The sequence below is a fragment of the Azospirillum baldaniorum genome (assembly GCF_003119195.2).
In the GTDB taxonomy this organism is placed as follows: Bacteria; Pseudomonadota; Alphaproteobacteria; order Azospirillales; family Azospirillaceae; genus Azospirillum; species Azospirillum baldaniorum.
This window is the reverse complement of record NZ_CP022255.1, coordinates 73,366-87,348: the sequence shown is the minus strand read 5'-3', so window position 1 is coordinate 87,348 and position 13,983 is coordinate 73,366. Positions and strand designations below refer to the sequence as shown.

The following is a 13,983-nucleotide window of genomic DNA, read 5'->3' as shown; positions in this document are numbered from 1 at the left end:
ACCGGGGGTTTCCATGCCGTTGCTGCGCCACGAACCACAGGGTGGGGTCCGCTCGCTGGACGAGCTTCTGGGCATTGCGCTGGCGCTGGAACAGGAGGCGGTGCGCCGCTACACCCAGTTGGCGGCCCTGATGGACCGCCGTGGCGAGACCGACACCGCCACAACCTTCCGCGCCCTGATCGCGGAGGAGCAGGACCATGTGCAGGCGGTGGACGGCTGGGCGCACCGCCTCGGCCGCCCCACCCCCGACGCTCCGGCCTTCCTCTGGCGCCTGCCGCCGGAGCTTGCCGCCTCCTGGGAGGAGCTGACCGAGCGCACGCGGCTGACGCCCTATCAGGCGCTGTCACTGGCGGTGGTCAACGAGCAGCGCGCCTTCGCCTTCTACAGCTACATCGCCGCCAGCGCCCCGGACGAGCCGATCCGCACCCACGCCGAGGCGCTGGCCCGCGAGGAGCTGCGCCACGCCGCCCTGCTCCGCCGCGAGCGCCGCAAGGCCTACCGCCGCGAACGGGGCCGGGCGGAGCACAAGCCGACCCGCGCGGACACGCCGGCGGAGCTGGAACGGCTGGCCGTCGCCCTGCTGTCCGCCACCGCCGCGGAGCACAGCGCGCTGGCGGCGCACCTGCTCGCCCTGGGCGACGGTGACGGTGCCACGCTGCTGAACCGAATCGTCGGCGAAGAGCGGGCGCTGATTCCGGCCGGCTCCGACGCGGCGGCGTCGCAGGCCGCCGTTCCCGACACCGTGCCCGCCTGCCTGCGCGCGGCGGTCACTGCCTCCGAACGGCTCGCCGAAGCCTTCGGCGACGTGGCGGCCCAGGCGATCGACGAACTGGTCCTGACCGAATCCCTGCGCCTTCAGGAGGCCGTGGTGGGACACCTCGCGCTGCTGGCGGAGCGGATCGAGACGAGGGGGTAATACTGCCGAGCTTAAGCATTGATACATGGCAGCCACCGCCGATGCGAAAACGGGAGTCGAGCGGAGCGGACCCGCGCATCAGGTGACGGCCATGGAGCGTTCTGCCGGGGTCTATGTCTCGTCGGACCGGATCGGCGTGCCTGCGCCGAATGCCACGGGCGAGATCAGCGGCTTGGTGCGATTTGCGAGCAACCCTGGGTTTCCCAAAGGGCAGTGGCGTTGAGTGACGTCAGCAACAGCGATAGTATGGCTGTCATCATTCGACGTCCTGCGGAGAATCTTAGTGGAGAGTGAGTTGCCGACCGGCGTTGGCGGGGAGCCACTGTCGGGCGAGCGGCGATTCGAACTGCTCGTCAACAGCGTCCACGATTACGCCATCTACATGCTCGACCCACACGGAATCGTGACCAGCTGGAATCCGGGAGTCCAGCGGTTCAAGGGATACACGGCCGCGGAAATCATCGGCCAGCATTTCTCGCGCTTCTACACCGATGACGATCAGCGCGCCGGAGTGCCGCAACGGGCGCTCTCCATCGCCTCGATCGAAGGAAAATTCGAGGCGGAAGGTTGGCGGGTTCGCAAGGACGGCACGCGCTTTTGGGCCCACGTCATCATCGATCCGATCCGTGACGACGCCGGGAAGCTGATTGGATTTGCCAAGATCACGCGCGACGTCACCGAGCGCAAGCAGGCGCAGGAGGCTCTGCAACAGAGCGAGGCGCGCTTTCGCCTGCTGGTCCAGGGAGTGATCGACTACGCGATCTTCATGCTCGATACAACCGGGCATATCACGAACTGGAATTCCGGTGCCCAGCGAATGAAGGGCTACGCTGCCGAGGAGATCATCGGAGAGCATTTCTCCCGCTTCTACACCGCCGAGGATCGCGCCAACGGTGTCCCGATGCAGGGATTGCGCACCGCTGAGCAAACCGGAAAATTCGAAACCGAAGGCTGGCGGCTCCGCAAGGATGGCACCCGCTTCTGGGCCAGCGTCGTCATTGACGCGATCCGGGATGACAATGGGCGCCTCGTCGGTTTTGCCAAAGTCACCCGCGACATCACCGAACGCAAGCTGGCGCAGGAAGCGTTGGAAGAAACCCGTGCGGCACTCTTCCAGGCGCAGAAGATGGAAGCCGTGGGCCAACTGACCGGCGGCATCGCGCACGACTTCAACAATTTGCTTCAGGCCATTGGCGGCAGTCTGGAGGTCATCGAACGGCGGCTCATGACGGGACAAGGCGACATCCAGGCGTATGTGACCGCCGCCAGAACCTCGGTTGATCGGGCGAAGACTCTGACACAGAGGCTGCTCGCCTTTTCCCGCCGACAACCGCTTCAACCCGAGCGCACCGACCTCAAGACGCTGGTGGATGGACTGCGGGACCTGATCGAGCGTTCGGTCGGCGAGGCGATCCGGGTCGAGACACGGCTGGCTCCCGAGCTGTGGCCAATCTGGGCGGACGCCAATCAGGTCGAGGCTGCGCTGCTGAACCTGGCCATCAACGCCCGCGATGCAATGCCCCATGGCGGACAACTCACCATCCAGGGCGTCAACATCCATCTGGATGCGACCGCGGCGGCTTCGGAAACCGGAGTGCTGCCCGGCGACTACACACTGCTTGAGGTGGCCGACACCGGCACCGGCATGCCGCCGGACGTTCTCGAGCGTGCCTTCGAACCATTCTTCACGACGAAACCGCTTGGTCAGGGAACGGGGCTGGGGTTGAGTCAGATCTATGGCTTTGCTCGCCAGTCGGGCGGGTATGTCCGGATCGACAGCGAAGTGGGCCATGGAACCTCCGTGAAACTGTACCTGCCTCGCTCTCACCATGCGGAAAATCTCGGTTCCGTCCCTGTGAAGGTCCCCGATCAGCCGCAGCAGCCGGTGCCGGGAACCGTGCTGGTGGTGGAGGACGAACCGATTGTCCGCATGCTGCTTGTGGAAGCGCTCCGGGAGCAGGGGGCGACGGTCTTGGAGGCCGAGGATGGAAACGAAGCCTTGACCATCCTCAACTCCCCGGTGGGGATCGACCTTCTGGTAACGGATGTCGGCTTGCCAGGCATCACCGGACAACGGGTCGCGGAAACAGCCCGGTCATTGCGGCCGGACCTGAAAATCATATTTTTGACCGGCTACGCCTGCAATGCCGTTCTGGACAAGGAACTGCTGGCGCCACACACACGGCTTTTGAGCAAGCCCATTGCCATTGACCAGTTCCTCGCCCAGGTGAATGCAATGTTGCGCAGCGGTTGAAAATTCTTCGACCTGCCTCATTCCTGCTCAGCTGGAATCCCGCTCCATCAGGCCACCGTTGACGTCGGGCTTGGTGGCGTTGGGTGCAGCCGCATGACGGTCCATCGTGACGTTCACCAGGGGACGGATGCCGTCCGCCTCAGCGCTGCCGGCGCTGTCGCAGCGTTTTCGCAATGGCGGAGAGCGGGTAGAACCGGACCTCTTTCACCAACGTTGCCGGATGTGCGGTTGGGCCATTTTTTATCTGGTCTTTGCACATCGTTGCACCGATCGAAGGCCACAACGGCTGGGCTCCCAGCCTATCCAGGCCAAAAGACCACGCCCTGTTTTCATCTCTCCTTTCCTTACTGGAACGGTGAAGAGGAGCTGCTGTTAAGACCCCAGTGGCCCAGCCGGAGATGACGTCATGGCGAACGATCGAGGTCCCAAAAAGTTCGGTGTTTATGAAGCTGCAAGCGCAGGTGGTCTCAATTGGACGTGGATCATCGTCGGGCTGATTGTGCTCGCGATCCTTCTGTACTTTTTCTTGCGCTAGGGTGCGTCATGGCCAGCGACCGCGAAGAGGTCGTTCCGCTTCATGAGGAAACCGCCTCGGTTGGCAAGCGCCAGATCGAGCGCGGTCGTGTGCGGGTGACCACCAAAGTCACCGAGCACGAGGAACTCGTCCGGCAGGCGCTGAAGCGTGAAGATGTCGAGATCGTTCGGGTCCCGGTGAACCGTCCCATCGATGCCCGTCCGGACATCCGCCAGGATGGCACCACAACCATCATCCCGGTGGTCGAGGAGATGCTGGTGGTCGAACGGCGGCTGGTTTTGCGGGAAGAGATCCATCTGCGCAAGACCACGAGCACCGTCCAAGCCGAGCAGCCGATCACCCTCCGTTCGGAAGAAGCCATCGTCGAATTCATTGACGAACCTGGGGAGCGTGGTGCCAGGACCGACCAACCCAACGAGGACTAGGCTCATGAACAAGACCATCATTGCCCTTTACGATACGCGCGCCGACGCCGAAGCGGCCCTGCGGGATCTCGAAGCCGAAGGCTTCGACCGCAGCGTCGGTGAGATCGTCTCGCACAGCGACGCCGGTGGCGGCGGTGGCTTCCTGTCCCGCCTGAGCAATTGGAACGTCCCGGACACCGATGCTCACGTCTATGCCGAGGGGATGCGGCGTGGCGGCACGCTTCTGAAGCTGCGGTTGGACGATGAGGACGTCGACCGGGCCATTGCGGTTCTGGAGCGCGGCACCGTTGTCGATATCGAACACCGGGGCGAGGCGTACCGCTCGTCCGGATGGACGGGTTACGACGAGACGGCAGCGCCATATGACGAAGCGTCGGCTGCCGAGGAGCGGGCACGCTATGCGGTTGGCGGGGCGGGAAGCAATGCCCAGCTCGGCAACGCGGCCGAAGCGTTCCGCAGCGTGAACACGACCGACACCACAGCGGATGCCACGATGAACACCGGGGTTGGCAGCGAACGCGAAGAGGTGGTTCCGGTCACCGAAGAGGAATTGTCCATCGGCAAGCGCGCCGTGGAGCGCGGGGTCGTGCGCGTGCGCACCTATGTGATCGAAACACCGGTCGAGGAGCAGGTTCGTCTTCGCGACGAGACGGTCTCGGTCGAGCGCCGTCCTATCATGCGCGAGGTTGGAGACGTTCCGGCCGACGCGTTCCGTGAACGCACCATCGAAGTGAGCGAAACCGACGAGGAGGCGGTGGTCCAGAAGCGCGCGGTGGTCAAGGAAGAGGTGGTCATCCGCAAGGATGTCGAGGAACGCGCCCAGACCGTGTCGGATACGGTTCGCCGCACCGAGGTTGAGGTTGAGGACAGCCGAACCGGAACGTCGCGCGGTGGGGTGGAGAACACCGTGCGCCGGGACGACATCGAGCGGTAACGCTCACAGTGGTGCCTCACAAAGATAAAGGGGCGGCCGTCGCCGCCCCTTGTTCAGCACGCGGACCGGTCACAAGGGCGCATCGCGTACGGAACGTCCAACGAATTTGTCCACTCCGTTGGGAATGAATGGGCGTCCGGCTGTTAAGAGCCAACCCTTCCCGTTTCCCCTGACGAATGTGCCATGCCTGATTCTGCATCTTTGATGCAATCCGACCGCGCCGCTTTCCGGTTGGACCGGTCAATGACCTGCGCCGCCCCGGCCGAAGGCTCCCTGGCAATCGCGCTTGCCAGATGCGCCGCCTGTTCACAGGCGGCGCCATTGGTCGTAACCCGCAGCGACACCCGGGCTGTCCGGCTCGCCAGGGCGATCCGGGACGCCGCGCCGGACCTCGATGTCGTGCTTATTCCAGGTTGGGACGTCCCCCTTGGCGAGCGGGACCAGCCATCGCGGGCTGTGCTTGGGCAGCGCGCCGCCGCCATCGCCGCCTTGTCCCGACCGGCCAAAGGCGCCGGGCGGCTGGTTCTCGCGACCGCCGAGGCGGCTCTGCAACGTCTTCCGCCCCCCGATGCTTGGCCCGACGTCGCGCTGGCCATCGCGACGGACACCCTCTATGACGAGGAGACGTGGCGAAAGCGCCTGATTGCCGGCGGCTACATCCTCGACGAACGGATCGACGAACCGGGGGAGGCCGCATTCCGCGGTTCCGTCGTGGAGATCTTTCCGGGCGATGCCGACCGTCCCGTCCGCTGCGACATCGTCGATGGCCGGGTCGCACGGATACGGACCTTCGATCCGGCAAGCCAGCGCTCGACGGGCGACTGCGACCGGATCACCGTTCATCCGGTGACCGAAATCCCGGCGGCACCGGAGATCGTCGCACGGTTGATCCAAGGGCTGGAGAGCCGCAGAGACCCGATGGCCGCAGGGCTCGCGGAGGAACTCGCCGCCGGACGACGCCCCTACGCCTTCGAGCGCCTGCTGCCCCTGGCCTACGACCGCTTGCCGAGCGTGCTTGAGCTTCTTGCCGACAATCCGGTCGTCATGGACGAGGGGGTTGGCGACCGGCTGGAGGCGTGGTTCGACGAGTTGGAGGGCGCCGACGCGTCCGCCATGCACCTCGACCGCGACGCGTGGGAGACAGGGTTGCGGGGGCGCGCGGTACTGACCCTTGAGCCCGACGGGCAAGCCTCGTCCAGCGAGGCGCCGGCGGTGTCCGAACGCACCCTCCCCCGCCTCGCCGGGGAGAGGATTGCCGCGGGTGAATCCGTGATCATTGCCGCCGCGAACGCCGCCGACGCGGCCAGGATGGCGGAGCGGGTGGCGGTGGCGACCGGCCGGCCGGTGCCGGTGCTCGACCGGTGGCCGGTGGACGGGCCTCCCGTGACGCCGGCAGCCCTGGTGCTTCGGGTCGCGACGGGCTTCACGTTCGACGGCGTGACGGTGCTCGCCCAACGCCCCCGTCCGGAAGGCGGAGCCGGCCCGGCCGCCCCGCTGGCACCCGTCGACCTGTCGTGCGACGATCTTGCGGTCCATCTCGACTATGGGATCGGTGCGGTGCGCGGGCTCGACACGGTTGAGGCCGGAGGCCAGCCGGAAGACGTTCTGGTGATGGAGTATGCCCGCGAGAATCGGCTCCTGGTGCCGGCGGCCGACCTCGACCGCGTGTGGCGCTACGGCAGCGGCGACGCCCGGGTGGCGCTCGATGGGCTCAAGGGCGGAAATTGGATCGCCCGCCGTGCGGAGTTGGAGCGCGAGATCGGCCGAACCGCGAAAAGCCTCGTGCGCCAGGCCGAGCGCCGGACCCGCACGGAAGCCCCCGTGATCGCGCCGCCAGCCGGACCGATGCGGCGCGTGGCCGCCCGCTTCCCCTACGAGGAGACCGCGGGCCAGCGGCGCGCCATCAGCGCCGTGATGGCCGAACTCGCCAGCGGGTGGCCCATGGACCATCTGGTCTGCGCCGACGTCGGCTACGGCAAGACCGAAGTGGCGTTGCGCGCCGCGGCGGCGGTCGCCTTCACCGGCCGGCAGGTCGCCGTTCTTGCTCCGACCAGCGTGCTTGCCCGCCAGCACTTGGAGGTGTTCCGACGGCGGCTGGCTGGTTTGGGCCTGCGCATCGAGCCGTTGACCGGCGGCATGGCCGCGTCGGCCGCAAAAGCCGTAAGCGAAGGCCTCGCCGACGGATCGGTGGCGATCGCGATCGGCACCCACGCCCTCTTGTCGAAGACGGTGCGCTTCGCCGACTTGGCGCTGGTCGTCGTCGACGAGGAGCAGCGCTTCGGCACCGTGCAGAAGCGGGCGTTGGCCCGGCTTTCGGCCGGCGTCCACTGTCTGGCGCTCAGCGCCACGCCGGTTCCGCGGACGCTGCAGGGGGCGCTGGCGGGGCTGCGCGGAGTCAGCGTCATCGATACCCCTCCGGTGCGGCGGCGCCCGGTGCGCACGCGGGTCGTCCCCTATGACCCTTCGGTTCTGCGGTCCGCCTTGATGCGCGAAAAGGCGCGGGGCGGACAGAGCTTCTGCGTCGCCCCGCGGATCGCCGACCTGCCGGCGCTGGAGGCCGAGGTGCGCGCGCTCGCCCCCGGTCTGTCGGTCGCCGTCGCGCACGGCCGCCTCCCCGTTGCCGAACTCGATCAGGTCATGTTCGATGTGGCGGAAGGAACGGTCGACGTGCTGGTTTCGACCCCCATCATCGAGACCGGCATCGACATTCCCCGTGCCAACACCATCGTGATCCGCCGCCCCGACCTGTTCGGGCTCGGGCAGCTCCATCAGCTCCGCGGCCGGGTCGGGCGCGGGGGAACGCAGGCCTACGCCTATCTCCTGACCGATCCGGACACTCCGCTCAACGAGCGAACCGAGCGGCGGCTGGGCTCGCTTGAGGCGATCGAAAGCCTGGGCGGCGGCTTCGCCCTCAGTTTGCTCGATCTCGACCAGCGCGGGGCGGGCGACCTGCTGGGAACCGATCAGAGCGGCCATCTGCGGTTGGTCGGAACCGAGCTGTACCAGCATCTTCTGGCCCGCGCGCTGGCCGGCGCCGAGACGGACGATTCCCCCGAACTGCGCCTGGGCGTGCCGCAGACCATTCCCGCCGCCTACCTTCCGGAGGAGGACTTGCGCATCGGCCTGCACCGCCGCCTCTCGCGTCTGCGCGACGAAGCGGCGGTCGAGCCGTTGCGCGAAGAGATCGAGGACCGCTTCGGGCCGTTGCCGGAGGAGGTCGAGCTGTTGCTGGCGGCCGCTGCGCTCCGCGCGCGCTGCCGGCGGCTGGGTGTCGCCGCCCTGGCCGCCGGACCCTCGGGTGTCTCGCTGACCCTGAACGACACGCCCTGCCGGGCCATGCGCGAAGCGGCGCTGGAGCGTCTGTGGACCGGACAGGTGCGTCGGACAGACGACCGCCTCGTCTTTGCGCTGGGCGCCGATGGACCGTCGGAGATCCTGAACAACGCGCGCGCCCTGCTCGATCAGCTTCCGCCGATCGGCACGGCCTGAGCGGACAGTCGCTCCACATGGCCACCTTGTGGAGCGACACGCGGCGATCCCCGTTATGATGGCCGGGAGTGTCATTCGATGGATGGCCCATGCCGAAGCTTGGCGAGCGCAATGGCAACGAGACGTGGCGGATCAAGTCGGCGCCCCGGCGGGGCCGGGTTCTTCATGTCCGCTCCGGGATGTCGGCGGAACAGACGCTCGCCCTTCGTGTCGGGCTCGTCGTCGTCCTGATCGCCCTGGTCATCGCGGTGTTCTGGTTCGACCGCGATGGCCTGAAGGACCAGATCGACGGCCACGTCAGCTTCCCTGACATCCTCTATTTCGCGATGATCACCGTCACCACCGTGGGTTACGGCGACATCGTTCCGGTCAGCCACACGGCGCGGCTGATCGACGCCTTCGCGGTCACGCCCATCCGCATCTTCATATGGTTCATCTTCCTGGGCACCGCCTACGAATTCGTTGTGCAGCGGATCATCGAGGATTTCCGAATGAGCCGAATTCAGAAGCATCTGCAGGGGCATATCGTGCTGTGCGGCTTTGGTCACAGTGGGTTCATCGCCGCGCAGGAGACGGTCGCCAAGGGACATCCGGGCGAACGGATCGTCGTGATCGACCAGTCGAAGGAACGCATCCGGCTGGCGGCCGAGGCGGGGTTCATCGGGTTGCTCGGCGACGCCACCAGCGAAGAGATGCTGACCCGGGCCTGCGTGGGAAGCGCCAAGGCGGTGATCGTCAGCTCGGGCCGGGACGACACCACCATTCTGGTGATCCTGACCGTCCGCCATCTGTCCGCCGACACCAAGATCGTCGGCAACATCAAGCAGGAGGAGAACATCAAGCTGGCCAAGCTGAGCGGCGCCGACCTGGTGGTGTCGCCGCCCAGGATCGGTGGCTATCTCATGGCCGATGCCGTGGAAACCAGCCATGCGACACCCTTCCTGTGCGACCTGATGTCGGTGGGTGGCCAAATGGTGCTGACGGAGCGCCCGGCGGCCCGGGACGAAGTCGGCAAGACCATGGCGGAGGCAACCGTCGGCGTGATCGTGCAGATCCACAGCAATGGCCGCGCCATTCCCTTCACGGAACGCCACCGCCATATCATCCAGCCCGGAGACCTGTTGCTCGTGATCAGTCCGGCGCACAGTGACGAGACGGCAGAAGGCCAGTAAACGCTGTCGGTTTTCGAAGGCGCGGCCCCAGATCGGCTGTGCTCGAGTTCGCCGGTTGTCAGGAACGCGCCAGGTCCGAAGGTGATGCTCGAAGCGGCGGTTATGATGTGCCGGCGGGAGGTGGGAAGCGCCCACCACGGCTCGCTTGCCGTTTCCAAGCCTCCTCGTAGAAGCGGCGCATGGACGCCGCTCCCGCATCGGAGGAGGCGAATGACCAGCAGCCGATCTGGAAGGCGAGATAGCAGGGAAGATGGAAGGCCACCAGCCGCTTTGAAGCGCCCACTGCGTCGCAGAGCCGGTCGGCTTCCGCCTCCGCAAGGCCGAATTCGACGATGGCCCCCGCCACGTCCCAAGCAATGTCCTGGCAACCGATCAGGTCATGCGCGTCGGCGTGATCGAGCGAGTCGGTCTTCAGCACCCGGCCGTCGGTGGTGCGCAGCCACTCCCAGATGTGAAGGCGGTTGTCGGTGACGACGCGCCGGACCCCGGCGTCCAGCTCACTCAGGATGTCCCGCGTCCAGCGATCCAAGGGGACGGTCGCGGCGGCGCCAAGCGCTTCGCCGATGTTCACATGCGCCATCGCCAACAGGTCCGGAAGGCTGGCGCCCGTGTCACGCTCCGCCGGAAAGCGTTGGGCGCGGAACAGGAGATAGTCGGCCAAGCGCTCCAGAGGCATGGTGGAGGGCAGTTGCGCGCCGTCCAACCAGCGCTCCGCCAGGAAGCCATGACGGAGTGCCATGGGTTTCGTCGTGAAACCCGCCTGATGCAACGCGCGGGCCCGGTCCAGCTTGGCCTCGCCCAGGCGTCCGAGGCCGGCGAACTTCAAAAGCCAGGAGCCGGAGGCAGTGCGCAGCAGGAACTTGCGGCGTTCCTGCTGCGCATGGACCGGCAGCCAGTCCGCCGCAACATTCGCCGCCAATTCCGCCGATGCCGTCCGCCATGCGCCACCCGACAGATCACGCAACGGTGCGACCGCAGGGCCGAGCGTGTCCTCGAACCAGCGCTCCAACGGCGGCACCGGGCCATGCGCAGCGTGCACCAGTTCATTGAAGTCGATCACCGGGCGCACCGCCTCGGCCCAGCGGCGGCGGTGCCGGTCGGAGGAGCGCGGTCCCGGATCGCCCTTATGGCTGGGAAGGAACGCGATCCGCCGGGACGGCACGCCCGCCGCCTCCAACCAATCGGCGACGGCGCCGAACGAACTGCCGGACAGGCCCGGCCCTTCATCGACGATCACATAGGACGCGCCCGCGTCGGCCAGCAGGGCGGCCCGCAGGCGAGCCGACAGGCGGACGGCGCGTTGGAACGGATGACCGATCGGACGCAGAGTGACCGGAGGCGCTGCGTCCAGCGCAACCGCCGCCATCGCCGCCAGTCCGGTTCCGATGCTGCGCAGGCCAATCACGACGAGCGGAGCGGGCAGGTCCGGCGGAAGCCGGGCCGCAGCCTCCAGATAGGCTTCCGGATAGAGGCCATAGAAGGCATAGCCTTCGGATCGGCGTATTCGCACGGTTTCGGGCAAGGGTTGCGCCGACAACGTTTCCAGGTCAGCCGCCAGCGCGCAAGCGCCCGGCTGCGGCTCGCCGCGCCAGGACCGGGCGACGGCGCGGGCCAGCCCCATCACGACCGCCATCGCCGCATCGCGGCATGGGGTGCAATCGTCCTCCCCCAGCGCCGCGAATTCCGCATCGGCGAGGCCCTGCGCAAGCTCCGCCGCCTCGATGAACAAGGACACCAGCATGGCATGACGGATCAGCCCGTCAGGCTTGGCGGCGGCTGTACGATGGGCGGCGGCGATCCGCGCCACGGCGACGCACGGGTTCTCGAGACGGTCGCGATCGCCGTAAACCAGCATGGTTCAACCGCTCCGCGCGGCGAAGTGTCTTGGCCTACCGCCTCCTATCCCATCGCCAGCAGGGGGAACGGCGCGGCCGGAGCGGTGCTGGCGTAGCGGCGGACCATGGCGGCGCAAAAATCCGCGAACTCCTCGGCGACCTGGGGCGGGCTGGTGTGGTGTGGTTCGATTCCACGATGCTCGGGCGTGAAGCAGAAAGTTATGGTGACATCGAAATCGGCCAGCGCTTCCATCTGACGGTCGAACCAGGCGAGCGCGTTCGGCCGGAAGCTGTCGGCCCAGGACAGGCCGGTGCGCAGGTGCCGGACACCCAACCGCTTCATCCAGGCCACCGCCTCGTCCAGCCGGTGATCCTCGAAGTGGAACCATTGGCAAATCCCCATCTCGGCCGCATAGGGCGCGTAGGCGTCGAGCGCCGGCTTGGGCGTGCCGTCCGCCCGCAGAAGCCCCATATGGAAATGACGGTAGTAGGAGGAGCCCTCCGCCTCCTTGTGGCGCGTCGTCGCCTCCCAAGCGCTGGGCAGATCGTAGAGGCTGTACCAGTGAATGCGTGGAACCCGGCCGATCAGCAGCTCCGCGGTGCGGGTGACGCCCCAGGCCTGCACCTCCTCGGCGCCGAAGGACGAAACGCCGGCCTCCGTCACCCAGACCGGCTTGCCGGTGACGGCGCGAATCTCCTCGATCTTGTCCGGCCATTCGTGGATCTGCCAGAGATTCCAGTCGAGCGGAAAGCCATGCACCGCAACCACGTCCACATGGTCCAGAGCGCCGCGTTCGTCCAGACGTCGGATGAAGGAGGGATCGATGGGCGAGATGCCGCCCAACACGCGCGTGAGCGCGCCATTCTCCGCCCGGATCGCCTGTCCGGACAGGATCGTCATGCGGGCGAACAGATCCCATTCCGGATCGAGATCGGGATTCCAGTGGGACTTGTTGTTGGGCTCGTTCCAGATCTTGGCGGCTTCGATCATCCCTGGCTTCCCGTCCTGACGTGGTTTGCCGGTGCCCGTCCGGCGGATGGTGCGGCGGATGGTGCGGCGGATGGTGCGGCGGTGGGTGGCCGGGCGGGATAGACGGCGCCCGCCTCGGTCGGCCGTGGAGCGCGGCGGCAGACATAGACCTCCTGCTCCGGATGCTCGACGATCCGAAAGCCGGCGCTGCGCAGCATGGCTTCGGCGCAGGCGGCGTTCGGGACCCACCAGTTCGTCCAGTCGCCGGAATACTGGTGTTCGATGAAATGCAGCTTCGGATAGCCGGGCGCGTTGAAATGGTCCTGCTGACGGAAGTCGTAATCGGTGCCCACCGGTTCGACCGTCTCGGAGCCGCGCTGCATCGATTGGAAGATCATCAGATCACGGGCGGCATGCTCGTGGATCAGGTCGAGAGCCAGCAGCGGGTGGCGCAGATGGTAAAGCACCCCCATGAACAAGACGACGTCGAACCGCTCCCCCAGCCGCGCCAGATCGTAAACCGACAGCTTGCGGAATTCGATATCCTGGCCGGTCACTTCGGCGGCGAAGCGCGCCTGTGCGAGATAACGATCGTCAAAGTCGATCCCGACCACCCGCTCGGCGCCGCGCCGCTTCATCTCGATGGAGTAGAAGCCGCCGTTGCAGCCGATGTCGAGCACCGTCAGGCCGCTCAGATCCTGCGGGACCGCATGGGCGAACCGTCGCCATTTCACGTTCGGGTAATCGTGCAGGAAGTGGTCGGGGGCGGTGCTGACGCCGTTCAGATCGATGTTGTGGAACCAGTCCCCCAGCGCGGCGACCCGGGCGCGGATTTGGTCGGTCGTCAGATTCGTCATTCCGCCGCCTCGTTGATGCTGTGGACCTTCAGGCCCCATTCCCCGGCGATCAGCACGCTGCGGGACGCCGGAGCGATCTCGAACCGGGCGTGGAAATCCACGGAAAGCCCCAAGGCGTGGGACAGCGCCGCCTTGATGACGTCGGCGTGGCTGACCAGCGCGACGGTCCGGCCAGCGTACCGGCGGCGCAACCGCTCGATGCAGCGCGTCATCCGGGCCTGGGCCTCCAGCATCGTTTCGCCCCCAGGCGGGCGGGCGTGCGACCGCGCGCTGTTCCACACATTCCAAGCCGGGTCGCCGCGCAGGTCCTCGAAGCGCATGCCGGCCCAGGCACCGAGATCGAGTTCGTTGAGATCCTCCTCCACCTCCACGGCCAAGGCCTGTGACGCGGCGATGGCGGCCGCCGTTTCCACCGCGCGCTCCAACGGGCTGGACAGCACGGCCGCGAACCGGTGACACACCAATGTGACGGCCAGCGCGTCGGCCTCGCGTCGGCCGGCCTCGCTGAGCGTCACGCCGGGCATGCGTCCACACAACACGGAGCCCAGCCGGTCATGCGACGCGTGACGCAGCAGGACCAGGATCGTTTCCACGCC

11 protein-coding genes are annotated in these 13,983 nt (G+C 66.9%); 7 read left to right on the top strand and 4 right to left on the bottom strand.

What is annotated here, in order from left to right; genetic code table 11:
* Window positions 1-13 precede the first annotated feature (13 nt).
* The 7 genes from Sp245p_RS22785 (at window position 14) to Sp245p_RS22755 (ending at window position 9,725) form a co-directional block, all read left to right on the top strand.
* Window positions 14-916: a ferritin-like domain-containing protein gene (locus tag Sp245p_RS22785; protein ID WP_014199284.1), complete on the top strand. Its 903-nt coding sequence runs from the start codon at window positions 14-16 to the stop codon at window positions 914-916.
* A gap of 25 nt (window positions 917-941) precedes the next feature.
* Window positions 942-1,139 (top strand): hypothetical protein, encoded by a 198-nt coding sequence (locus Sp245p_RS22780; RefSeq protein WP_014199285.1) that lies wholly within the window; start codon window positions 942-944, stop codon window positions 1,137-1,139.
* Between the two features lie 72 nt (window positions 1,140-1,211).
* Window positions 1,212-3,170: a hybrid sensor histidine kinase/response regulator gene (locus Sp245p_RS22775; protein WP_014199286.1), complete on the top strand. Its 1,959-nt coding sequence runs from the start codon at window positions 1,212-1,214 to the stop codon at window positions 3,168-3,170.
* Between the two features lie 543 nt (window positions 3,171-3,713).
* Entirely contained in the window at window positions 3,714-4,130 is a 417-nt protein-coding gene (locus Sp245p_RS22770; RefSeq protein ID WP_041813871.1) for a YsnF/AvaK domain-containing protein, read from the top strand.
* A gap of 4 nt (window positions 4,131-4,134) precedes the next feature.
* Window positions 4,135-5,064, top strand: coding sequence for a YsnF/AvaK domain-containing protein (locus Sp245p_RS22765; protein ID WP_041813873.1), 930 nt, complete (start codon window positions 4,135-4,137; stop codon window positions 5,062-5,064).
* Window positions 5,065-5,520: 456 nt separating this feature from the next.
* On the top strand, window positions 5,521-8,553 hold the full coding sequence (locus Sp245p_RS22760) for a DEAD/DEAH box helicase (protein WP_109138918.1): 3,033 nt from the start codon (window positions 5,521-5,523) through the stop codon (window positions 8,551-8,553).
* Between the two features lie 89 nt (window positions 8,554-8,642).
* Window positions 8,643-9,725: a potassium channel family protein gene (locus Sp245p_RS22755; RefSeq protein ID WP_014199289.1), complete on the top strand. Its 1,083-nt coding sequence runs from the start codon at window positions 8,643-8,645 to the stop codon at window positions 9,723-9,725.
* 100 nt (window positions 9,726-9,825) lie between these two features.
* Here Sp245p_RS22755 and Sp245p_RS22750 read toward each other — a convergent pair whose 3' ends face one another.
* From Sp245p_RS22750 to Sp245p_RS22735, 4 genes are all read right to left on the bottom strand, one after another.
* On the bottom strand, window positions 9,826-11,532 hold the full coding sequence (locus tag Sp245p_RS22750; RefSeq protein ID WP_129557212.1) for a hypothetical protein: 1,707 nt from the start codon (window positions 11,530-11,532) through the stop codon (window positions 9,826-9,828).
* A 92-nt stretch (window positions 11,533-11,624) separates the two neighbouring features.
* On the bottom strand, window positions 11,625-12,551 hold the full coding sequence (locus Sp245p_RS22745; protein ID WP_014199291.1) for a beta-xylosidase: 927 nt from the start codon (window positions 12,549-12,551) through the stop codon (window positions 11,625-11,627).
* The gene (locus Sp245p_RS22740) at window positions 12,548-13,387 is read right to left on the bottom strand and encodes a TIGR04290 family methyltransferase (RefSeq protein ID WP_109138917.1); all 840 of its coding nucleotides are present in this window, start codon (window positions 13,385-13,387) and stop codon (window positions 12,548-12,550) included. Before Sp245p_RS22740 ends, Sp245p_RS22745 begins: the two co-directional genes overlap by 4 nt.
* Window positions 13,384-13,980: a histidine phosphatase family protein gene (locus tag Sp245p_RS22735; protein ID WP_041814119.1), complete on the bottom strand. Its 597-nt coding sequence runs from the start codon at window positions 13,978-13,980 to the stop codon at window positions 13,384-13,386. Before Sp245p_RS22735 ends, Sp245p_RS22740 begins: the two co-directional genes overlap by 4 nt.
* Window positions 13,981-13,983 lie beyond the last annotated feature (3 nt).